Raw genomic sequence first — 22,339 nt, forward strand, 5'->3', positions numbered from 1 at the left:
CGGCGAAAGAAATTGGCAGAGCGAAAGGGCCGGGGAGCCGGTTCCGCAACAGAAAGAGAGCCCGACATGCCGCAGAATACCAGCACAGGACGACGGACCACCGCCGCACACAACGCCCGGACCACCGGAATCGTCACCCACACAACCGTCCTGGTCTCCGGACCCCAACAGGCCACTGTCACCGCTACCTCCGCAGCCACCGACGAAGCGCAGATGATTGTCGCACTAGGTCACGTCATGATGACCTTCCGCAGCGCCGAAACAGTATCCGCAGTTATCACCGGATTCGCGACCGTCCGGGCCGCACTCGCCGGAGCCGATGGACAAGCCCCTCACCCCGCGCAACCAGGCGCAGAATTCGGGGCCGCCGCGATTTCCGTCCTGTGGCTCGATAGCCCCGAACACACCGCAGTGCCGCACCACCGCTACAGCTCCGAACAACGCCGCACCATCCACTGGGTAGACCTGCACATGGGACCTGTCACCTGGCGCATCACCGACCGCATCGGCTACGACACCCTGATGGCCGAACTCCGACGCGTTCACCGCGCCGCCGTCGGAGTATTTCTCGACGGCAGCCGCTACCGCCGCGACCCCGCCAAACTCCTCGATGTCTTCGACGACGTCTAGTACCACACGTTCGGCCCCAACCCCGGGGCCGAACGTCGTTTATCCACAAGCTGACTCGACACGACAGTTGTCCACATCCTCGCTCGATTGGTCTCCGCAGCGAACGCTTTATTACGGACCTCATGTGACGCTCGACTAGAAGCAGCTGGCCGGTACGAGCGACAAGGAAGCAAACGATGATCACCTGGACCGTCACCACACACCCTGAGGACAACCCGGAAATTCTGACCGCAACCGGAGCAGAACCCAATCTCGAATGCGCGAAACTGGCCGCCGCCGATGCCGTCCGTATCGCCCTCCTCGACGCGCGCGACCACGCATCGTCCGACAACGGAACGCCGCCGTCCTACCTCGTCACACTCGACGGAACCTGTGCCCTCATCGTCGGACTCGGAAGCTGCAGGCCCGAGAACTACAACGCCGTCCTCGACAGCCTCGAGCAGTTCGACGGCTCTGCACCACCGAACCTTCTCTACATCTGACCCACACCTCCGCAATGAAGACGAGCGCGGCATAACCAAGCACAGCGCCACCGGAGTACCGAATCCAGTTCTACGCAACAGACCCGCACATAGAAACGAGGCGAACAGATGACCCCATTGAGAGCAGTGGAACCCACCGACGACGACGATCACGCTGATCTGACGGACCATCCGGAGACGGCACCGGAAGCACTGGTCATCTGCGCACTGATGTGGTTGCAGGACACCAACGAGGCCGCCCGCATCGCAGCGACGCTGCAGGCCGATGATTTCCATGATCCCGTGTATCGCGAGCTGTACGGCATCGTGCAGGAGCTGATCATCGACAACCTCCCACACGACCCCGCGAGTGTTCTGGGCGTCCTCGTCCGGTCGGGTGCCAGCGGACACCGTGGTGCACGGCTGCGTCGAACACTGACCGACGTCACCGCAGCGAACGCATGCGGAGCATCGGCGACTGACTACGCCGGCATGGTCCTGTCCGAAAGTTACCGACGTAGTTTTTTCGACGCTGGGATCAGAATTCAGCAGCTCGCCGAGGAAGCGCCGGAAGAGTACTTATCTGCAGCGGGTGCTGTTGTGGTTGATGAACGCCCTTTGCGAGCTGTGACAGGCATGTCTTTGACGGTCAGTGTCGCCTCCTGAGGTTGAGGAGTAGCCATGACATGTGGATGTCCCATATCGGACGCCTGGTCTCGTCAGCGATGTCGGCGAATTGCGTAGGAACCGCGTGCCATCACCGCAAGGCCGACACCGATCATGGAGGCGATCGCGACTCCAGTGGGTCCGCCGCGGGGGAGCGACTGCCAAAACAACATCGGCGTGAAGATCGTCAACACGATGGGTATGCCTGAACCGATCGCCCCGATACCGACGTACCAGAACCGTTCGATACGTGGCCAATAGTGCGATTCCTGGATGCGTTCCTCGAACACCACCACCAACAGCGTGAGTGGGAAAGTGACCACAGCGTAGATCAACGGCGAGCCAGGAAGCCCACGTCGCCCCAACACCTCACTGATGATGGTCGAGACGATATAGCTGCCGAAGAAGAAGCAGACCGACAGAATCAGGGCGAGAGCTATCTTGGTGCCCGCACCTTCATTTCGGGTTGGTTCCATGTCCACAGTCACTCAACCTACCTAGAGGCACGCAACCAAACCGCCGACACCGGTGACATTGCCGAGAAGCTCGATCAACTCACTGCTCGCTTCGGCAGGGAACGTGCCCCCGCGCACGAAATCGAATACGTAACGAGCGAACTTGGTCAAACCGCCTGCTTCGCGCGCAATCCGGAGGATTTTCGATACTGGGAATCCGACACCGATGGCGAAATCGGCGATAGCAGCCGCGCACGAGAACGGGTTGAACTGTGGCGTGATCACGCCACCGGGCTGTGCCGGATCGGAGATGTTGTTCTGAATCCACGCCTGCACCTCCGGGTCGCTCGGTGCCCTCTGTTGCAGATCTTCCGGCATCCGCTCCAACGCCGAGAATGCCGCCGCAAGGTTAGCCACCTGAGCTTCTTCCGAAGAAGCGGCGGCCGGTGCCGACGATGAGGGGGCGGCAGCGACTGGAGCAGCACTCGCCACCTGAACGGACACACTGCTGATAACTGCTGCGATAACAGCTGAAGTAAGTGCGGTGCGGATTTTCATTACGTCTCCTTGCTAACGATTGGGTTCGACCACTGTGACACGGCTGTCGGGTGGGTGTCTACCCCCCGGCGGTCAATCAATCGATGCCCTCGATAGCAGTGTCTGGTCAGATGATTCGCAGACCGGTTCGCTGCTGAGACACCGGTGTACCGGTCACGTTGCGGGTTCGTATGGGGGTGTGGGCGTAGTTCGGCGTAGCGCGAGGTTTTCGCCGTGTGCCGCGGCGAGCGCGGCATGCAGTCGGGTTATTTCGGCTTTCGCTTCGTGCAGTTGGCGGATGAGGCTGAGCACGATCGTGCTCTGAGTGTCTTGGGAAATCAGTGTCGCAGGTGCCGGTTCGTTCCGGGTCCGTAAGCGAATGATGATCTCGCGTAGTTCGGCGTTGCGGTAGAGAAAGTCGAGGCTTACGTTCCCTTCACGTGCCACCTTGCGGAAGTTCACCGCTTCGCCGCGTTTGTTCAGTGCAGCAATAGCTTTCGATGCCTTCTCGAATGCGGCGGTAGTACGGGCCTCGGCAGAGCGGCGGAGCAGTTGACTGCGTTGTTCGGCATCGGGTGTCATGGTCGATGTCCTTTCCGGCTGGGGCCCAGTGGCAGGTCGACCGGGGTCCGTGGCTGTGATGCCCGGCGGACCGCGTCTCGGCCACCGACGCCGGCTCCCTGCACCGTGGTCGATTCGTCACCGTCAGGGGAGGTGAGGTTGGCGATGATCAGGTTCAGTGCGGATACTTCGCTGCGGCGGGCGGTGAGCCACATGTTGTCGTCGGTCATGTGCTTGCCGGTGCGCTGAAAGTGTTGTGCGCGTCGGGTTTCGATCAGATTTTGCGTCGAGTCTCGCTGGTCTTGGAGTTCGGTCAGATAGGTGGCATTCGTTGCGAACTCGCCGCAGGTCAGGCACGCGTTCCCCCGTTCGCAGGTTTTCGGGCGCGGCAGCAGGCAATAGCCGTTGGGCAGGATCCGGTCGGTGCGTTGATCGAGTTGCAGGACATCGAGGAGCGCGTGTTGATCGATGTCGTGGTCCCGCCCGTCGGTGCCGATCAAGGTCAGCCGCAGGAACTCTTCCTCATGAGTGCGGGCCAATGTTTTCGCGTAGCGCAGTGTCATCTCCGGTGAGACGTGCCCCAGATAGCGCTGCACGACGTGAAGTGGTGTGCCCGCGTTGAGCATCTGAGTGGCCTTGGTATGCCGCAACCGGTGGGTGCGCTGAGAATCGACAGGGCGGCCGTGTTTGTCACGAAGCTCTATCAACGCAGCAAGGTCGGTGAGTCGTTGACGGATGCCGCCAAGCGGGCGCTGGCCCCGTTGGTTGCCCTTGCGGGCGAGGAAGAGATACTTCGGTTCCGCGCCGTCGGTCAACGTCGGCAGGATAGTGTCGCGAACCCAATCCTGCTGCTCGCGAACGATGTTCACCACGGCCTGCTCGACGGGGATCGTGTTCGGGGCTCCATCGATCTTGGTCTGCTGGTAGCGCAGCCGCGCCACAAAAAACTCCGACGCCGAGTCTTCGGGCTCCGGTTTCTTCGGGTCGGATTGCCGATCGGGTGCCGTGAGTAACGGGCCCAGAGGGTCCGGATCGAGCATCAGGATTTCGTTGACTCGGCGGCCGGTGAGTATCAGCAGCAGATAGGCGCGCATGACCTGCGGGTCGCCGAGTCCGAACACTGTCTTGTCCTGCCCATCGACGACGATGGTGCGACTGTCCGTTACCGGCAGACCGACCAGATCCAAATGCGCGGCGACGCGACTGAGATCTTCGTCGTCGAGGTATTCGGGTGCGTCGTCGGAGCGCACGACCGAGATCGTTTCCCCTCGCGGCCACAGCACGAGGTGGCGTTCGGTGAGCTCACGCCATCGCGGGTCGCCCAGGACGAATGCTGCTTCGTCGCGGTGTTCGACGAAGAACGCGTACATCGAGTTCACTGCTGTCTGGGTGAGGGAGATGGTCTTGTTGGACAACGGCTGGCCTTTGTTGGGCCCGTTGGCCGCGCGGCGGGTGCGTAGCCAGCCGAGGAAGTCGTTCGCGAACGGACGCAGCATCGTCGCCGGGTCGGTGACCAGTACCGGACTGTCTATTCCGCGTTCGATCAGGAAGGGGCCGAGATGAGCGCACAACGAGGTTCGGTATCGACCGACGCTGCCCCACCGAATCCGGTCGGCGTTGAGAAGGGTTCCGAGCCACCATTGGCCTGCGGCACGAAGCCAGTCCGGTTCCACGGTCGACCAATCGACGGTGGCATGACCGCGCGGTTCGTGTCGGCGTGCTGGTATTCGGGGGTCGTGGAGGGGATCCCACAGCTCGGCCTGCCACCACGCCTGTTCGTGATAGGCGATGCCGACCGCCCGCCGGAGGCGGCGCATGATTTGCAGATGGTTTTGGCTGAACCGTGCGCCCGGAAGACGTTGGTGGCGGGCGGTGAACGCCGACCGGGCCTCGGTGATCCACGTTTCGAGGTCCAGGTCGAGGAAGGATGTGATCGGTGGGTGGCCTCGCTGGACCCGCGAGCTGCTGATTTGGGCGATCGAATTCATCCACGTCGACACCGCGGCCGGCGAGACCCGTTCACCGGTGATATGCAGTGACCACAGCCACCAGATGAATTCGTGGCGGATCGGATCGGGAACATCGAGTGCGACATGTTGGTGGGTCCGGCTCGGGTAGTGATAGATCACCTCGTTCCACGGCCAGGCCAGCATGTCGAGAGTCGTTCCAGGCCGGACATGTTCGGGAACGAGTTCCCAGAGATCGTGGTCGGTGACCCCGGCCTGTTTGTGTTCGGGCAGCGGCAATGCAGCAGACTTCATCGATTCTCCAGGTTTGTCGTATATCCCTGCTCGGCTGGTAGGTGCCATCCCTGCGCATATGTCCGCCACTCGGCCACGCTGCGTAGCTCCGCCTCTTCGGTCACCCATCCGTACAGGTCCAGAGTGGTCTGAACCTGGGCGTGGCCGAGTCGCCGCATGACGACATGCTCGGGAACACCGCTCAGAAGTAGCGCCGTGGCGTGGGTATGCCGGAACCAGTGCGGAGTCCAACCGGTGGGGACGGTACCGCCTACGCGGCTCTGCAGCCGCTCGACGACCCGGTAGACCCCGCTCGGTGTCATCGCCGCCAGCAACTGTCCGCCACCGGTATTGACCAACACGGGGTCGGTGTCGCGAAGCGGCAAGCCATGACGGTCGGCTAGAGCGCCGACCTCGTAGAGAAAGTCCCCGTAGAGCCGCTCGAGCCGGTCGGAGACGAACACGCGCCGAGCCCTCATATTCTTCACTCTGGCGCCGTTGGGATTGTCGCCGCGGGGAACAACCTCGATATACGGTGTGCCGCCGCGTCCGACGACCCAGTCCTCGTGCCGCACACCCAACGCCTCGCCCAGACGAAGGCCTGTCTCGGCCAGTATCTCGAACAGCAGACGGTCACGTAGATTCCCCGCCCACGACCGGCCGATTGGATCGAATGTCGCTGCGCTGTCGAGGATTCGCTGCACATGCACCGGCAGGAACACCGGTGTCGGACCGGTGTGCCAGCGGCGACGCGGGACAAGCACTGCGGGGCGATCGCGACGCCGGCTCCGCAGGTGCGCCAAGAACGATTGGAACTCCGGTTCACGCCGCGCACGCCCCAATCGCGGTGCGACTGCGCCGTATTGGCGTTCGGACCATTCGTAGAACGAAGCCAGCGCCGCCAACCGCAGCGACACCGTTCGCGGCCCGCACGTCGTGGGCTTGGCAGGGTGTTGGCGTGCGGTGGGCAGATCTCCGCCGGTGAGCCAGCCGATGAATCCGCTCAACGCGGTCAGGCCGGGATCGCGCCACTCGACCCCGTTCTGCTCGAGGTAGTGCCACCACAACGCGAGCCCACGTGAGTACGCCTTCACGGTGTTGGGGCTGAACGCGCACGCGACCCGAAGCCACTCCAGCCATTCTTCGACAGGGCCTACTACCGCGTGGTCGAGGTCGAGGACAGTCCAGGTCACCCCGCCGTCCGGCAATACCACCTTTTGCGTCCGAGCCATGACACCCACCTCCCGTACGGGTGTAGGCAACCATCAGCTCACGTGCAAACAAAGCCGACGCGCCGACGCTCCCATGACGTCGAAGACGCCTGGAGGTGGGGTGAAGATAAGAATTCCTGTTCGACCAGCTCGTCGAAATCGGAAGGGCGCAACGTGAAGCGACGAACCGCCTGAACGCCTTCCGCAGCGGCAGCACACTATGACCGCGCGGAAAGAGACAGAGTCGGGCTACGAGCGCCGTCGAGCTGCCCTCGCCTCTGCACGATTGGCCGCCATCGATGTCGCGCATCTCGATACAGGCGAAGTCGAGGACCTCGCTGTCGGGCGGGAGATAGATGAAGCGCTCGCCGCCGGCACGACGCTCAGTGACGTCGCGCGGTCCATCGGTCACACCGAGGCAGTCGCCTCAGACCTTCTAGGAAGTTCCGAGAACTTCGCGAGAGTCTCGCTGCGCGCAACCAAATTCCGCTGTTCTGAGCAACATTCAACGCACACCTCGCATTGCCGCTATGACTCGAAGAGGCCGACGCCATGAACTTCATCCGCATCGACACCGACAGGGGCACCCTCTACGGGCCAACCTTCGCCGAGACGCTGACACACTTCTTCGGACAAAACCAGCACGTCGAATGGGACTGCCACAAGCTTACCGCCGGATACTTCGGTGGGCGGTGCACAGTGTCGACTGCCATCCGATTGCCTCACCGCGGACAGTGGATCGTCGCAGCTAGATCCTTCGGCCCTCGCACCGTCGACGCGATCCCCGAGTGCGCAGCTCGCAGCGGATCGAACTTTGCTACCGCACCGTTCGATGCACCTGCGTTGCCTCGCTGGGTGTACGAGTGGGCGTACGACCTGCTGGTCTGACTCGCACGCCGCAGCTCGACCGTTGATTGCGAGATGCGAATCAGCACAAGTGCTGCAGCTGGGAAATCGACGACGGACGCAGAAGCAGACGCGAAGAGCGCCGATCATTGCAACCGAGCCACGCGGGGCGTCGACCCTGAGCAACGCCGGACGGTCGCGCAGCAGCCCCGATCCAGCTCCGTCTGTCCTGCCACACCCCCGGGAGCACAGCGAACAGGAATCCGCCCGCCCGCGTAGACGCAGGCGGCTCACCGCCTGTCAGTGCGCAGCGTTGTACGCCTCTTCGATATCGGCCGGGATGCGGCCACGTTCGCTGATCTCGTAGCCCTGGTCGAACGCCCACTGCCGGATTGCCCGGGTCTGCTCTGGATCACGCTTGCCCGAACCGCTAGCCGCTGCCGAGGTCGACGCGGCAGCGGGGGAGGGCTTACGCTTGCGGCCACCGAGCCGCGTCGCATGCTCGATGTAGAGGTCGAGCTTCTTGTGAAATTCGTTCGCGTTCTTTGCTTTCAGGTCGATCGAGTACTCGATGCCGTTGATCGCGAATTCGATTGTTTCGCCGGATTCGTCGTCAATGACCGAGCCATCGATATCGTCCACCAATTGGGTTGTCACTCGTTTGGCCACAGCAGTAGAACCTTTCCGATACACGTTACGAAGCGATACTGCATTCGTCTTCATGCAGAAGAACCGGCGCCGATCCTCGCCTTCGTCATCGACACAATCACGCGAGCCGCGAGCGAGTCGTCTTCGACTTGCCGCTCTCGGGCGTTCAGACACCGAGAATGCACTACCGCTGGCGCACAGGTGGTGCCCTCAGCAATCGCGAACGCTGCAGCGCAACAGTATTGGACGCGTTGACGCCCGCAAATGTTCCGGTCGGATCCACCCACCCGTCGGCCACCATTCTCAAACGGACGAGTCGCGCGAGTCGAACGTGCCGGGGGCCGCAAACCTTGAACGGCCCACCACCGCTGGATCGCCCGGGCTTTGAGGGATTTCGGTTGCAGCCAGCAGTGAGAAGGTGCTGTCAGAGGGCTCGGGTTAGTTCTGAATCAGCTCGGAGGCGTTTCACCTCGGCGCGGGAGTGTCGAACGGCCTCTGTGTCCGAACTCTTGTCGCGCGCGACGTCGTGTGCAAGGTCGAGGATTGCTCGTCGGAGATGCTTGCGCGCCTTGCGGGACCGCCGATTCGGAGCGGCTTTCTCGAATGCCTTGCGTGCCTTCTTCTCCAGCACGCCCTCGACGTCGGTATCGGTGAGATGTCCGGCCTCGACCTCGGGGGCGAGGATGTCGCGGACGAATTGGTACTCGCGCGGCGCAGCACGGCGGAACGCGATGGTCAGTACCGTGAATCCGATAACTATTGAGACGAACCAGACGCCGAAGACGGCCAAGCCGTTGCCGCCGCTGAGGCCACCCGCGTCGTCCCACATGAAGTGCAAAAACATTCCGGTTGCCACGAACGCGAGACCCCGTCCGATTCTGCGGGGTTGCGCGTTGGTCCCGATCAGGTAGAGAACTCCACCGCATACCAACGCACTGAACAGGGGGTGGGATATGAAGCTGACCGCGATCCGGGTAATTGACATCTGCACGGCATTGCCGAACGGGTCGGTCCCGAACGACCCAGCAGACGCGGTCGCGGAGTAGAGAAAGTCTTCGAAGATGGCGAATCCGAGTCCGATGAAGGCTCCGATGATCAGGCCGTCATTTGCGGTTCGGACCAAGCGCGGAGCGAGGCCCATCAGAAGCACGAATCCGCAGAGCTTGGCTGCTTCCTCGGTGATCGGTGCCGTCGCACCTGCGGCCCAGTTGGCACTCCAGACTTGGCCGAAGAGCTTGGGGTAGATGCCGAGCATCGCGGTGTTCACGGTCATGGCGAAGGCGAACGTCGCGGGAATTGCGCCCCACAGCAGCGCAGCTGCAATGAGCGTGCCGGGCTGACGTTCCCACCGGTCGATGTGGCGAAACCACGCGAACCAGGCGAGACCGCACAGGCCGCAGAGGACGGCCGCTATTGCGAACCCGTCGGCGTAGAACCCGGCCTTCGGAGCGAAGAATGACCAGGCTTGTGCAGCACCGAGGGCGGTGAGAGCGGTGTACACCCAGAACGAGAAATTGTGAGGTTGGAAGAACACGAATCGTTCGCCCCAGCCGGAGATCTTCACAGCGTCGTCCTGGCGTCGCTGCGCATCGGTAGCCGATAGATCCGTCGACGTCTCGATTGCGTTGTCGCTCATCGGTTGTTCCCGTCCGTGCTGCGGATGCTGGTGATCATGTCTCGGATGTTCTCGGCGGCTGCGGTCATCTGGGCGGGTGGGCCGTATGCCGTGATCTGCAGGCCGGTCCCGTCGATGACGAAGGTCGCTGCCAGACCGTCGCCTCGGATGCTGCTGTAGGGCGCAAGGACGCCGGGTTCTCCGGTCACCGTCGTGAGGTTGGTTCGATCGCCCTCGACCTGAAAGGAAGGATCGCTGGTACGAGAGGTGACCTTCGCTGTCTGGTCCAGTAGTTGGGACGGAGTGCCGTCGAAGGAGTCCGACGAGATCTGAAACGTCACACCGTCGCCGGCGAGAATGACGTCGCCGGACTTCTGCACTGATTCGCCTGGGTCGACTCGGAAACCGCTTTCGACGTTCCAGCCTGCGGTGGGGGTGAATTCGATGGCGTCGGTGAGGGCGAGTTGCTCGCCTGCCTCGGTCGGATCGTCCCAGGCGAGAGAGGAGTCGATTCTCGGTACGACGATGGTCAGGACCACGAAGACTGCGATGACAAAAAGTGCGGGTGGAAGTGATCGTATGTCGAGGCCGAGCACCCGGTGTTCGGCCGGCACCCGCGCCCTGTGCTTGCTGGGTTGGGTCAGTGTCACAGGCGCGCGTCTCCCTGTTCGGTGCCTTTACACATTCATTGGACATCTCAGATGTTACTTCGGCGTCGACCTCGATGTCGGCTGCCGCCTCCGAGTTTCACAGTCACGAATCAACAAGGCCGCATCGCTCCCGACAATGGAGTCCTCACGCTCGACCCGTTCGGCTCCTGCGGTGTCGACGCAATTCCCGAGTGCGCCGCTTGCAGCACACCGAATTATGTTCCCGCACCGTTGGATGCAACTGTGCTTCCTTGCGGGTTGCACGAGTAGGCACGTGACCTGCTGACCTGATACGCATGCAATAGCACGATCGTGGAACACCAAACGCACACGAGCACGAGCGCGGCGAAGGCGAAGTGGTGCGTACCCGTGACCCGCATGGGGCAATATCCGGACTACGCCGGAAAATCGCCACGTGACGAAGCCTCGCTTCGTTATGGAAGGGTGCTGCGCTATGCGCCAATAGTGGCGGCGACGAAAAAAGCAAACAAGATCGACGCAACAATCACGCTGATGCGGAACACGCCCGCGGCGATGACTCCCGTTGCCCGCAGAGGAGCGAACCGCCAACCAGTCTCTGACTTACCAGCGCGCCACAGCGCTCCTGCGACGATCAATCCGATTGCAACAAGTGCGATCACGGTCGTTCACCTCCTACCGCGATGCTGCGTCCGCCCTCGCCATCTGCCCACGAGTCTTCATCTCTCGAGGGCTCGGCAGTGGTGATCGATGCGGAATCTCCAGGGCTCTCGACACTCTCTTCCGTGCTACTCGTGCCACCCGCGTCATTCTCTGCAGCCGGATCGACGTTGGACCGGACTGTCGCACGTGCCGCCACCGTCGATTTGACCAAGCGCGTCGCTTCTGGCACTGAAAGATCCACCAAGGCCGCAATGCTCGCGTATGTCTCACCGCGTTTCTTCAGCTCAGCAAGTGCTCTTGCGCGCCGCTCGCGCGTCGCGTCAAGTTTGGTTTCCGCGTCCCGCCGCAACCGCTCGATCCTCGAGGTCACATCGTCATTGATTTTTTGTTCGTCGCGGGTGGCATCGAAATATGAAATCAGATCCTGCTCCTGATTCTTCAAACGCAACTGTGCGTCCGACAATCTCTGCGCATTCGCTCTCCGAGCCCGTTCCCGAGCGCTGACCGGTCCACCGTTCGAGGGAGTCATGCTGGATAGGCTACCGCCAACATGCTGGCCGGCGAAAGGGTCATACGCACCCACGGTCGCCCTGATTTATCTGTCCTGCTACAACTTTCGTCCCTCATCGTCCATGCACGTTCTAATTCGTCCGAAATCTAGATACTGTCGACTTCAGATTCCCTGCATCTCTTCGCGAAATAAAAAAGCAAACGCCACACACCTCTTGCACTATTAGTGTCCATGGGTGGAATCTGCGTACTATCGCGACCGTGCCGCGCGATTCAGAAGCAAATTTCGAGGGAGATCGACTCGTGAGATCTCGTCGCACACCAGCTCGTCTGCGGCGGTGCCCGCGATGATGACCGTCCACGCGCTGCACGCCGGCGACGGCTACACCTACCTCACCCGCGAAGTCGCCAGCGCCGACACCCGCCTCGAACGCGGCCAAGACCTCACCGATTACTACGCCGCCGAAGGCACCGAACCGGGCATCTGGGGAGGGCGGGCCTCGGCCGAGCTCGGTGTGTCCGGGCATGTCCGCGAGGATCAGATGAAGGCACTGTTCGGTGAAGGCCTGCACCCCGAAGCCCAGGCGTTGATCGAGGCCGCTGTCCTCGACGGAGCGCAGGCGGAGGCGGCGATCGACAGCGTGCGGCTCGGCCGCAAGTTCGCGCGCTTCCGCAACGAAGTGCCGCTGATGAAACGCATCCGCGCCGAGATCGACAGAGACCGCGCCGCTGGCGGAAAACCGCTCACCGCCGACCAGTGCCAGCTGATCCGCTACCGAGTCGGAGCCGACGAATTCCACCGCGAAGTCGGCCGATCACCGTCCAGCGAAGGAGAGCTCGTCCGCTACATCGCCTCGCAGGAACGCCGCGAACGCCAACCCGTCGCCGGCTACGACTGCGTGTTCACTCCGCAGAAATCGGTGTCAGTTCTCTGGGGCCTGGGCGACGACGACACACGTGTGGCGATCGAGCGCGCACACAGCGCCGCGGTGAGCGATGCCATCGGCTGGGTCGAGGACAACGCCTCATACACCCGCGTCGGCAAAGCCGGTGTCGGACAGATCGAATCGACCGGCCTGATGTATTCCCGGTTCGATCACCGCGACAACCGCAACGGTGACCCGAACCTGCACACCCACGTCGCGATCTCCACCAAAGTGCGAGGCGTCGACGGCAAATGGCGCAGCCTGGATGGCCGCGTGCTGCACAAGCTCGCCGTCGCCGCATCCGAGCGTTACAACACCCTCATTGAGGAGTACGTCACCCGCGAGCTCGGCACTGTGTTCGCCGACCGACCCGGCACCGGAATGAACAAGCGCGCCGTCCGTGAAATCGAGGGCATCCCCACCGCACTGCTCAGCGAGTTCTCCCGCCGCGACGCCATCGAGTCACGATTGGAAAAGCTCGTCTCGGACTACCGCAAGACCCACGGCAAAGACCCCTCGACCTCGATGCAGATGCGCCTCGCCGACCAGGCGACCTTGGAAACCCGCAACGAGAAGGCACCCCCGAAATCGTTTGGTGCCCAACGCGCGGAATGGCGCGAACGCGCGCTGGACGTCGTCGGTCGCCGCGCCCTGAACTCCGCACTGAAAAAGAGCACCGGTAACACGATCACCGTCACCGATGCCGCCTCGATCGACCACCGCGAGATCGCCCGCACCGCAGTCGCACGTATCGCACAGCAACGCTCGAGCTGGAATCGCTGGCACATCCAAGCCGAAGTCCAACGACAACTGCGGCCGCTGGTGTTCGCGACCGCGGCCGAGCGTGATGCGGTCGCCGAGAAGGTCACCGAAGCCGCGCTCGGCGGTGAGTCGATCCGGTTGACCCGCCAGGTCGACGCGACACCCAAGGCGCTGCAACGCAGTGACGGTGCGTCGATCTTGACCGTGCACGGCAACGAGACCTACACCAGCGCAGCGATCCTCGCTGCCGAACACCGCCTCGTTGGTGCCGCCCACACCCCGACCGCGGTCATGGCACCCGGCAACGCCTACGTCGCCGCCCTCGCCGTGCACACCCAACGCAAGGGCTGGGATCTGGGCGCGGACAAGAAAGCACTCGTCGAGCACTTCCTGTTCTCCGGTGCCCTCCTGGCCGCCGGCGTCGGACCGGCCGGCACCGGCAAGACCACCGCCATGCGCGTCGTCGTCGACGCCTGGCGCAGTTCCGGATACAACGTGATCGCCCTCGGGCCTTCTGCAAAAGCCGCCGGCGTCCTAGGCGACGAACTCGGTGTCACCGGCCGCACCATCGCCGACGTCCTCACCCGCTACGAGAACGGACTCGACACCGGCATCACCCCGGGGTCGATGATCCTCGTCGACGAAGCGGGCATGGCCTCGACACACGATCTGGACCGGTTGACCTACATTGCTGCCGAGCACGGCGCAGTGGTCCGACTGCTCGGTGGCCCGCAGCAGCTCGCCGCCGTCGACACCGGCGGCGCACTGCGGCTGGTCGCCCGGTCGAGCGCGGCACCGGAACTGGTCGACGTTCATCGCTTCCGCGACAAGGAAGAAGCCGAGATCTCGCTGCGACTGCGTGACGGTGATACCTCCGTCGCCGCCTGGTACGCCGCGAAGGACCGCGTGCAGCACGGCATGGCCGACGACCTCGCCGAGAAAGTTTTCACGGCCTGGGCGAAGACCTCGGACACCGACTCGACGTCGTTGATGATCGCCAGCAGCAACCACGCCGTCCGCGACCTCAACGACCGGGCGCGCACCGAACGACTCGCCAAGGGATTGGTCAAGAAGGGCGGCAACGACCTCTCCGACGGACTGCGCGCCAGCGCAGGGGACCGCATCGTCACCCGCCGCAACGACACCAGCCTGCGCGTCACCGGCACGCGCGGGGAACGAGTGCGCAACGGCGACCTGTGGACGGTGAAGACCGCGCACCGCGACGGATCGCTGACCGTGCGCCACCTCGAACACGGCGGGCGCATCCGCCTGCCGACCGACTACGTCACAGAGCACTGCGAGCTCGGCTACGCCGCCAGCATCCACCGCTCCCAAGGGATGACCGTCGACCAGGTCCACGTCCTCGTCGACGACACCATGAACCGGCAAGCCCTCTACGTCGCACTCACCCGCGGCCGGGACGGAAACCAGCTGTACGTGCCCATCGACCGGATCGTCGACCCGCACCTGATCCACGTGCATCCGGACAAAAAGATCGCCGACGAAGTCGTGCGGACCATCATCGGCCGCGACGGCTCGGACGTCTCGGCGACCGAACAGCAACGCGACGCCGCCGTCGCGCACCGCAAGCTCGACTACAACGTCGGCGGATACGAGTACGCGGGCGAACTCATCGACGCGCACCGCATCGAAGCTATCGTCCGCGAGAACATGGGTCCGGAGTTGGCGCACACGATGATCGCCGAAGCCCAATGGGACACCTTCGTCCACCAGTACCGCCGCGCCGAGCAGCTCGGCCTCGACGCCGCCCCCACCCTCGCCGCCGCACGCTCAGAGCGCGAACTCGCCAGCGCCGACTCCGTCTCCGCCGTCATGCACTGGCGACTCGAAAAGCACATCGAGAACGGCGCGGACGAGATGCACGCGTGGACGCAGAGCATCGAACCGACGCTGCGCACCCAGTTCGGTGAGCACGCCGAGACCATCCTCGGCGACGGCGGGGCGTGGCCCGACCTCGCCGCCCATCTACGCAATGCCGAACGCGCCGGCAAAGACCCCCACGCCGCGATCGTGGAACTGCGACGCGGTGTCACCGAACCCGACCCGAGTGCAGCGGATCTGCTCGACGACGCCGAACGACGCTGGCCCCTCGGCCGAGAGGCACGCGACCACAGTGCCCCGAGTTGGGTCCTGCCGCCGATGCAGGACCGCGAGGGAATCGACCCCGAACTCGTCGCCTGGAGCCGCCGCCGATACACCGAGATCGCCGAACGCACCCGCGAGCTCGGACAGCACGCCGTCGACGAACAACCCGCCTGGACCCGCCACCTCGGAGAGATTCCCGACTCCGGCGGTGCCCGACTGCGCTGGCAGATCACCGCCGGCCAAATCGGGGCCTACCGAGAAGAATTCGGCATCGACACCGACCGCACGCTCATCGGAGACCGCCCCGAACACGGCGAAGCGGCCCGCGCGTGGGACCAGGTCAACGCCCGCATCAAGACAGTCACCGCACCCGCTCAGCTACCCAACCATGCAGTGCCCGGACAGCAGCCGGCACCGACCCCGCAACCCGCGACGCCAGATCCGATCATCGACACGGACCGGGCGCGACGAGAGGCCGCGGAGCAACGCGCCGCCGAGCAACGCCGCCTCGCCGAGCAACGTAAAGCCGAACGTCGCGAACAACTACGCCAACAGCAAGCTCGACAACCCGGACCGACCCGCGAACCACGCATCTAAGACCTGCCACCCATACCTCTTGCCGCCAGTAGTGCCACCGCGCCGCAAGCATCACCACGACAGCAGCACCGGCCGGTGCGCCCGAACATCGCCTTCATAGGAGCACTTTCGACATAGCCCGACACCTTTCCGGCAAATTATCCGTACAGACTTAGAAACGCTACCGACATCGTCGAGATCGAAGCAGCACGACTTCCACCCCGCACCGTCGACCTGCCCGACGGGCGCACCCTGCGCCTGTTCACCACCCGAGTGCAACTGGGCCGCGAACTGTTCAATCGCCTCGACATCGATACCGAACTCGGCATCACGCCAGACGCCCCGAGCAACCGACGTTCGAGAGCTGATCCGCCAAGCTTCCATGCAGCCCCTGGGCTTACACGATTACGACCTGGCCCGATAGCCCGATCCAATGCGCACGAAGAACGAACGGCACTGTTATGACCACCACACCGCCTCGCACCACATACGAGGTAACACCCCGTGATCTCCACCGGGTCCTGATCGCGCTCGCTCTGTCCGCTCTCATCGTGTGGCTCGCGTGGGCTGTCCCGATAGCCGATTGGGTATTGGCCACGGCTAACGGTGCCTCCGCCGAGATCGGTCGCGTCGCTGCCGCGCAGGACGTCGTCACGCAGGGATGGTGGGCCGTCATCGTCATCGTCATCGTCATCACCTTCGCCATGACAGTCGGCAGCCTCACCGCTGTCGCCATGGACTACTCACACGGGCGGAACTGGAGCTTGACGGCACTGAAGAAAGCCACTGGTCTCGCGGCCGTCACGATCTCCATGTGGGCGATCTGGACGGTCAGCGTCCTCGCTGCGGCCGGAGTCCCGACCATCGGTTAGAGCTGCACCGGCCGACACCGCTGTGTCGGTACCTATTGCGAGACTGACCATCACCGAATCGAAGGAGCACCGACATGGCACACATCCTCGACCGCACCAACTCACGAGGACCGGTCACCGGCTGGATCGCAGTCATCGCCAAAGCCGCTGCGCTGGACCAGATCTCCGACACCGACCCCACCGATACACACGGTTCGCAGGAACGTACAAGATGACCCACAGAGCCAACATTGTTCTCGCGTGCTGCGGCATCGCCGGTGCCGTAGTGATCGCGGCCGTGACCGTGTTCCTCGCCCGTGGTTCGGACACACCCCCACCGGCAAGCACAGACGCCGGAATCGCCATCGACCCCTCGGCCACGGACCCCGCCGGGGTCGCAACGGCGGTCATGTCCGGTGTGTACACATGGCAACCAGCAGTACAAGATTCACCGTGGGAAGCCCTGCACGCCCAGCGCGACAACCTGACCGGGTCGATGGCTACCGCCGCCGCGACACCCCCCGATCCAGCGCCGCAGCCCATCCCGGAATGGTCGGCATGGGCACGCAGCGGCGACATCGTCACCGCCCTCGCCGCACACGACACCAGTATCTACACCAACGGCACTGCCACCGAGATAGACGGCGACAACCAGGCCACCGTCGCCATCACCATCGACCGCGTCGTCCAGCACCGCAGCGGTGCGATCACCCCGTTCACCGGGTACACCGGGGCCGTCGATCTCGAACGCACCGACGACGGCTGGAAAGTCTCGAACTACCGCCTCACCGCCACCGACTGCTGAACGACTTCAGCACAGAACCGGGATCGACAGAGACGATACCGCCGGGCTGACGCTGTCGTCACACTGAACGAAAAACACTGTGCCCGTGCACCGACCGTGGTCAAAAGAGGAGGCGACAGGGGTGTCTCGCGGATAAACACGCAGTATCGATAGCCAGGATCACTGGCTCTCTGCGCCGAAAGAGCAAAACATGAACCACGATAGACGTTTTCAGAAAAACGTCAGCTGAGCCTCGTCGACACGGACACGACCGACCCGTCGTCCGCGCATCGGTGATGCCACCTGTGTGGGCAGTGACGGCGGGGGAGTGAGGCCGACCATCCCGAGGCCGGCACCTGCGCGGCGCACCAATTCCGATCGAACCCGGGACCGCTCGACGGCGCGAGCTCGCCCGGTATCTGATTCGCGGTCGCTCCATTCCGATTCCCAGACAGCCGACCCCGGTGTCGGCGCGGCCAACGCCCGGTCGGTCAACCGATCGAGAAGTTGATCGAGCCTGTCGATCAGCACCTCTGCGAGGTCGTCCAGCACACGATCGGGCACCATGGCCACGCCGACGTCCTCGTTCCCACTCACACGCGACACTGTAGAACCATGCACCGACGGGGCCGGCGCGCCGCCGTTCTCATGCCTACGACCACCGCTGTCGGGCCGACCGAACTTGCCGACCGCATCGGCCGTGGCGGTGCCCGCGCAGTAGTGGCCAACGGCATCGACGCCCACAAGTTCGTCGACGCTTCGGAGACTTCTGGCAAATCAGCGGCGACGGGACTCCCGGCTGGCTGGCCTACCGCGACACTTACTCGATCGCTGATCCCGTTCCGTTCGAGACCGTCACGACTCCTTACGATCCGCTGCTGTTGTACTTCACCTCCGGCACAACAAGCCGTCCGAAACTGGTGCAGCACAACCAGGTTTCCTGCCCCTCTGGCAAGTCGCATTTCTCGCGGCCAGCGCGATCGAGAAGCTCGACCCGATGATACCGAAGCTCTTCGTGCAGTACTGTCTGACAGTACTGCACGGATGGTCCACAGTACTGATACCCGCTCACTCGGGGGTTGTTGTGCGCGTCGAACGCTTGTTGCTCACCGGAGAAGCGCGTGAGCTGATTCAGCGCGCGCGGGCCATTGCCGACAAAGTGCTCGACCCGATCGCCGACAAGCACGAACGAGAAGAGACCTACCCGACGGGGTCTTCGCTACCCTCGGAGAAGCCGGGCTTCTCAGCCTCCCGTACCCGGAGGAGTGGGGCGGCGGAGCGCAGCCCTACGAGGTCTACCTGCGGCATTGTCTACCTGGCCGACATGCCGGTCGGTCTCAGCACGGGCAGTCCCGTTCAGGAGCAATCGAATCCGCGGTCACGATTCCCGCGCAACAAGACTCTCCGCGCCATGCGCTGATGCCCTCCTTGACCGCGAGGATCGCGATGGCCAGAGCCGCAACCGGGTCTGCCCACGTCCACCCGAAGAGGCTGTTCAAGAGCAACCCGACCAACAACACAGCCGAGAGGTAAGTGCACAACAAGGTCTGCCTGGAATCGGCGACGGCAGTCAAGGAACCAAGCTCCCTGCCTGCCCGTCGTTGCGCCCACGACAGCGGAGGCATAGTCGCCAAACTCACTGCGGCCAAAACGATACGGACAGCCGAGTGGTCAGTCTGGCCGGTGACGAGGAGGGATCGAACCGCTTCGGCCGACACATACAGAGCTAGGGCGAAGAACGAGAACGCAATGACGCGCAAGGTCACCTTCTCGCGTGACGCGGGATCACCCGCGGCGAACTGCCAGGCCACCGCAGCAGCCGAGGACACTTCGATGATCGAATCCAACCCGAAGCCGATCAACGCCGTCGACGAGACGTGAACCCCCTCGGTGATCGCAATGACGGCTTCGACCCCGTTGTATGCGATCGTCGCAGCTACGAACCAGCGAATTCGTCGAGACAGCACAGCTCGCCGGTCGATGAGAATGGCGTATGTAGCAACCGCCGGCATGCCCAGCTCGTCGGCCATCAGCAGCATCCTCCGTCTACCGACGCGGCGCAGCAGGCCGGGTCCACAGCGAGGACCACAGTTAGTAGGTCATCGAGCGCGTGCCCGATGCTGCTGTCCGCCAACTCATACCGCGTTCGTCTGCCATCGGGCACCGCGACCGCCAACCCACATCCGCGGAGGCACGCGAGATGATTGGACAGCTTTTGGCGGGTCACACCCAAATCATCGGCAAGCTCCGCCGGATACCGCGGCCCGTCCTTCAGTGCCATCAGCACCCGGGTACGGGTCTCATCCGACAGCGCATGCCCGAAACGCGACAACACCGACACATCACTCACGACGTTCACGAAATGATAGTACATCTAAATCTGAATTCACGAATAAGTGAACCGTCGCGAGCGGCTCGTGCGCCTACTCCAGAGCATGAGCAGGGTAAGGACCGCCCCGCACTCGAAAGGGCGGCGCGCGGGTGTCCACGTATTCCCGGGACGACCTGGGATGAGTCGTACCAAGTTGGAGCAAACGGCGTAGATCGTGTTCTACCCCTGAGGGGTGAAGACCATAGCGTTTCCGATCATTTTCGCGAAGGCAGTATCGGCGGTCGTGTCCGGTGCCGTCGGCGTCGTTGCCTACAACGGCGCGAAGAGGCTCAGGACAAGACCCCAGTTCGCAAGGCTGCTGTTTGCGCCACCGAGGTCAGCCTCAGGGCAGCACGGAGAGTCGAAGTCCACGCAGAATCCGCCCGTTTGGCAGTATCCGATGTCGTCGCCGAATTCCGGGATCGCCTCGGCGAAGAGGTCCCGCCGCCGGGTGGTATCCGAGACCGGCCACGGACACTCGCACTCTGCTTCGACGATCGCACCGACATGCCGACGCTGACAGAAGCACACCCGTACGCCCGCATCTACCTCTTCCTGCCAGGACTCGGTGTCATCCTCGGCACGCGGGTGCTCGGTGAATTCGGTGATGACGCCAACCGATAGACACTGCCAAGTCTTGCAAGAATCCCGCCGGTACGTCACCCCTGACGATCGCATACGGCCAAAAACGCGCCGTCCTGGCCCGTCACGTGCGTAACCGGCTGCTCTACGACGCGGTCGACCAATTGGGCCGTCTGCGCCCTCAACCAAGGCCCCGGCGCTCGCGCGTTCTACGACCAACACCGAGCTGCCGGGGACCTTCACCGCTGAGCGCGCTGCGCACTCGGCAATCGCCTTGTCGGACTCCTGCATGGTTGCGTGCGCCACTACACCGAGTACGACGAACACACCGCCTGGGCACACCGAACGTCGCAACATCCCACCGCCGCTAGACTGGTTACGGCCCTGGGATGTCTAGCCGAATGGGCAGTTTTTCGGGCATTACGCGTTTCCCGAACGACTGCATCGAATAGCTTCGTAGTAGTGCAGACGCCCCTACGAAAGGTTGATTTAATATGCCCAGTTTTCCAGGCTTGGCCCACGTCGCGATAACGGTATCGGATCTCGAGCGGAGCGTCGAATGGTATTCGCGGTTGTTCGATTCCCGCCCGGTTCTGGACGAAGACGAAGAGTCGGGAGGCTTCCATCATTCGGTTTTCGCGCTCGCCGACGGCATGCTGTTCGGGCTGCATACACACCACGGTTCGACGGCTGAAGCACCGTTCGACGAACGGCGAACAGGCCTGGATCATATCGCGTTCGGGTGCTCCCAGGAAGAACTGATCCAGTGGCGAGAAAGGTTGACCGAGCTCCAGATCGAACATTCCGGCATCAAGCACGCCCATTACGGTTCGGGTATCTCATTCCGAGACCAGGACAACGTCGCACTCGAGTTCTTCGCGCCACCCGCGTAAGCGCGACTACCTCGAGCCGTGGCCCCTGCCGGATCGGCATCACGGGTTGCCTTCGTCTTCTAAGTCCTCGATCGCGACCCCCGTCTACAAGGCAAAGGCGCGGATAGCATTGCGCAGCGGAAGCAAAGTTGCAACGTCGAGCGCTTCGGGCAGGCTCCAGGACTGTGCGGCCGTAGCCACTCGGAACAGTGTCGGGCACTAAGCCGCCCGCGCGAAAGATCTGGTGTACCGCACACTTCGAGCCGTCGGCATCGAAAGTGCTGTGGTTGCCGACTTCTTATGTCCGCACGATGGCGGGTTGAGTGTACGTCGCGTTTGTCATCGACGGCCAACCTCTCTTAGGGTGCAACGCCCCGAACCACATGACAGCACCGTAGTTCTCGACGCGATCAACCGAGCGATCCGAGTTCCGCGCAGCGGAGGCGTGGCTAATCTGGCGGGCTCACTCGTCACAAAGACTGGGGAAGACAGTATCGTCAATAGCTTCGCTGGACGTCTCGACGAAATGGATTACCGATGCGTCCATCGGGACCGTCGGGGACGCCAAAGTCGACTCCCTCCCAGAGTGCGTCGGCGGCCTTTGCGAAACCGAGCTGAATAGACCACTCAGGCGGTGACGCGACGGCCCGCCAATGAAGTGCCACCGCGGACTACCTCCGCGGATCCAGCCACGACCCCCCGGCAACATGTCGCCGGTGAGGATGGAACAAATCCACTCAACGCGAGTTCTTCACCTTCAAGCAGCCGATCGATCTCACTCAATCCGAAGTCTCTGGACTCGCCGGCGCAGTTCCGTTCACCAACCGAGAACGATTG

The 22,339-nt window shown here is 63.2% G+C and carries 23 protein-coding genes and 3 pseudogenes; 12 read left to right on the forward strand and 14 right to left on the reverse strand.

The genetic code is table 11. The features are described 5' to 3' along the window. The first annotated feature begins 66 nt into the window (after positions 1-66). The 3 genes from CH285_RS09680 (at position 67) to CH285_RS09690 (ending at position 1,757) form a co-directional block, all read left to right on the forward strand. Entirely contained in the window at positions 67-630 is a 564-nt protein-coding gene (locus CH285_RS09680; RefSeq protein WP_094643443.1) for a hypothetical protein, read from the forward strand. 176 nt (positions 631-806) lie between these two features. Then, a complete protein-coding gene (locus CH285_RS09685; RefSeq protein WP_032371893.1) occupies positions 807-1,112 on the forward strand; it encodes a hypothetical protein in 306 nt (101 codons plus the stop codon). Between the two features lie 108 nt (positions 1,113-1,220). Further along, the gene (locus CH285_RS09690; RefSeq protein WP_255032515.1) at positions 1,221-1,757 is read left to right on the forward strand and encodes a DnaB-like helicase N-terminal domain-containing protein; all 537 of its coding nucleotides are present in this window, start codon (positions 1,221-1,223) and stop codon (positions 1,755-1,757) included. A gap of 53 nt (positions 1,758-1,810) precedes the next feature. Here the strand turns inward: CH285_RS09690 and CH285_RS09695 are convergent, their stop codons facing one another. The 5 genes from CH285_RS09695 to CH285_RS09715 form a co-directional block, all read right to left on the reverse strand. After that, entirely contained in the window at positions 1,811-2,233 is a 423-nt protein-coding gene (locus tag CH285_RS09695; RefSeq protein ID WP_141214929.1) for a hypothetical protein, read from the reverse strand. A gap of 21 nt (positions 2,234-2,254) precedes the next feature. After that, the gene (locus CH285_RS09700; protein ID WP_141215498.1) at positions 2,255-2,770 is read right to left on the reverse strand and encodes a hypothetical protein; all 516 of its coding nucleotides are present in this window, start codon (positions 2,768-2,770) and stop codon (positions 2,255-2,257) included. Between the two features lie 153 nt (positions 2,771-2,923). Continuing rightward, positions 2,924-3,331 carry a DUF6262 family protein gene (locus CH285_RS09705; protein ID WP_052066450.1) on the reverse strand — a complete coding sequence of 136 codons (408 nt, stop codon included), beginning with the start codon at positions 3,329-3,331 and terminating at the stop codon, positions 2,924-2,926. Continuing rightward, positions 3,328-5,571 (reverse strand): tyrosine-type recombinase/integrase, encoded by a 2,244-nt coding sequence (locus CH285_RS09710; RefSeq protein WP_176458448.1) that lies wholly within the window; start codon positions 5,569-5,571, stop codon positions 3,328-3,330. Before CH285_RS09710 ends, CH285_RS09705 begins: the two co-directional genes overlap by 4 nt. Then, on the reverse strand, positions 5,568-6,782 hold the full coding sequence (locus CH285_RS09715; RefSeq protein ID WP_094643446.1) for a tyrosine-type recombinase/integrase: 1,215 nt from the start codon (positions 6,780-6,782) through the stop codon (positions 5,568-5,570). The genes CH285_RS09710 and CH285_RS09715 overlap by 4 nt, the downstream gene beginning before the upstream one ends. Positions 6,783-7,313: 531 nt before the next feature. Between CH285_RS09715 and CH285_RS09725 the strand changes: the two genes are divergently transcribed. Continuing rightward, entirely contained in the window at positions 7,314-7,649 is a 336-nt protein-coding gene (locus CH285_RS09725) for a hypothetical protein (RefSeq protein ID WP_032371899.1), read from the forward strand. A gap of 258 nt (positions 7,650-7,907) precedes the next feature. On the opposite strand, the gene CH285_RS09730 is transcribed toward CH285_RS09725, so the two are convergent. The 5 genes from CH285_RS09730 to CH285_RS09745 form a co-directional block, all read right to left on the reverse strand. Then, the gene (locus CH285_RS09730; protein ID WP_032371900.1) at positions 7,908-8,276 is read right to left on the reverse strand and encodes a histone-like nucleoid-structuring protein Lsr2; all 369 of its coding nucleotides are present in this window, start codon (positions 8,274-8,276) and stop codon (positions 7,908-7,910) included. A gap of 403 nt (positions 8,277-8,679) precedes the next feature. Further along, positions 8,680-9,891: a PrsW family intramembrane metalloprotease gene (locus tag CH285_RS27885; protein ID WP_176458449.1), complete on the reverse strand. Its 1,212-nt coding sequence runs from the start codon at positions 9,889-9,891 to the stop codon at positions 8,680-8,682. Beyond that, a complete protein-coding gene (locus CH285_RS27890) occupies positions 9,888-10,520 on the reverse strand; it encodes a hypothetical protein (RefSeq protein WP_176458450.1) in 633 nt (210 codons plus the stop codon). Before CH285_RS27890 ends, CH285_RS27885 begins: the two co-directional genes overlap by 4 nt. 452 nt (positions 10,521-10,972) lie before the next feature. Beyond that, the gene (locus tag CH285_RS09740; RefSeq protein WP_094643448.1) at positions 10,973-11,161 is read right to left on the reverse strand and encodes a hypothetical protein; all 189 of its coding nucleotides are present in this window, start codon (positions 11,159-11,161) and stop codon (positions 10,973-10,975) included. Then, positions 11,158-11,691 carry a hypothetical protein gene (locus CH285_RS09745; protein WP_094643449.1) on the reverse strand — a complete coding sequence of 178 codons (534 nt, stop codon included), beginning with the start codon at positions 11,689-11,691 and terminating at the stop codon, positions 11,158-11,160. Before CH285_RS09745 ends, CH285_RS09740 begins: the two co-directional genes overlap by 4 nt. A gap of 328 nt (positions 11,692-12,019) precedes the next feature. Here CH285_RS09745 and mobF point away from each other — a divergent pair, with 328 nt between their 5' ends. The 4 genes from mobF to CH285_RS09765 all read left to right on the forward strand — a co-directional run bounded on the left by mobF (position 12,020) and on the right by CH285_RS09765 (position 17,698). After that, positions 12,020-16,063 carry a MobF family relaxase gene (mobF, locus tag CH285_RS09750; protein ID WP_094643450.1) on the forward strand — a complete coding sequence of 1,348 codons (4,044 nt, stop codon included), beginning with the start codon at positions 12,020-12,022 and terminating at the stop codon, positions 16,061-16,063. A 440-nt stretch (positions 16,064-16,503) separates the two neighbouring features. Next, positions 16,504-16,914: a hypothetical protein gene (locus tag CH285_RS09760; protein ID WP_094643451.1), complete on the forward strand. Its 411-nt coding sequence runs from the start codon at positions 16,504-16,506 to the stop codon at positions 16,912-16,914. A gap of 74 nt (positions 16,915-16,988) precedes the next feature. Continuing rightward, positions 16,989-17,129: a hypothetical protein gene (locus tag CH285_RS27895; protein ID WP_155290206.1), complete on the forward strand. Its 141-nt coding sequence runs from the start codon at positions 16,989-16,991 to the stop codon at positions 17,127-17,129. Then, positions 17,126-17,698, forward strand: a complete 573-nt coding sequence (locus CH285_RS09765) for a hypothetical protein (protein ID WP_052066533.1) — start codon at positions 17,126-17,128, stop codon at positions 17,696-17,698. Before CH285_RS27895 ends, CH285_RS09765 begins: the two co-directional genes overlap by 4 nt. A gap of 210 nt (positions 17,699-17,908) precedes the next feature. Here the strand turns inward: CH285_RS09765 and CH285_RS09770 are convergent, their stop codons facing one another. Then, positions 17,909-18,274 carry a hypothetical protein gene (locus CH285_RS09770; RefSeq protein ID WP_141214491.1) on the reverse strand — a complete coding sequence of 122 codons (366 nt, stop codon included), beginning with the start codon at positions 18,272-18,274 and terminating at the stop codon, positions 17,909-17,911. Positions 18,275-18,542: 268 nt separating this feature from the next. After that, a complete protein-coding gene (locus CH285_RS27900) occupies positions 18,543-18,863 on the reverse strand; it encodes a hypothetical protein (protein WP_032371906.1) in 321 nt (106 codons plus the stop codon). On the opposite strand from CH285_RS27900, the pseudogene CH285_RS28340 reads away from it, so the two are divergent. Beyond that, positions 18,762-18,982 (forward strand): annotated as a pseudogene (locus tag CH285_RS28340) (acyl-CoA dehydrogenase family protein); the annotation flags it as partial. The gene CH285_RS27900 and the pseudogene CH285_RS28340 overlap by 102 nt on opposite strands. Positions 18,983-19,014: 32 nt before the next feature. Here the strand turns inward: CH285_RS28340 and CH285_RS28345 are convergent. Together CH285_RS28345 and CH285_RS09785 are read right to left on the reverse strand one after the other, a co-directional pair. Continuing rightward, the gene (locus CH285_RS28345) at positions 19,015-19,707 is read right to left on the reverse strand and encodes a cation transporter (RefSeq protein ID WP_032372068.1); all 693 of its coding nucleotides are present in this window, start codon (positions 19,705-19,707) and stop codon (positions 19,015-19,017) included. Further along, the gene (locus CH285_RS09785; protein WP_230593084.1) at positions 19,707-20,036 is read right to left on the reverse strand and encodes an ArsR/SmtB family transcription factor; all 330 of its coding nucleotides are present in this window, start codon (positions 20,034-20,036) and stop codon (positions 19,707-19,709) included. Before CH285_RS09785 ends, CH285_RS28345 begins: the two co-directional genes overlap by 1 nt. A gap of 3 nt (positions 20,037-20,039) precedes the next feature. Between CH285_RS09785 and CH285_RS28670 the strand changes: the two are divergent. From CH285_RS28670 to CH285_RS09800, 3 genes and pseudogenes are all read left to right on the forward strand, one after another. Then, a pseudogene (locus tag CH285_RS28670) lies at positions 20,040-20,441 on the forward strand (DUF1490 family protein); the annotation flags it as partial. Positions 20,442-20,567: 126 nt separating this feature from the next. Then, positions 20,568-20,999 (forward strand): annotated as a pseudogene (locus tag CH285_RS09795) (transposase); the annotation flags it as partial. A gap of 125 nt (positions 21,000-21,124) precedes the next feature. Further along, positions 21,125-21,523 (forward strand): VOC family protein, encoded by a 399-nt coding sequence (locus CH285_RS09800; RefSeq protein WP_032389140.1) that lies wholly within the window; start codon positions 21,125-21,127, stop codon positions 21,521-21,523. Positions 21,524-22,339: the final 816 nt, after the last annotated feature.

This window comes from Rhodococcus sp. 05-2256-B1 (genome assembly GCF_002258465.1).
GTDB classification, from domain to species: domain Bacteria; phylum Actinomycetota; class Actinomycetes; order Mycobacteriales; family Mycobacteriaceae; genus Rhodococcoides; species Rhodococcoides fascians.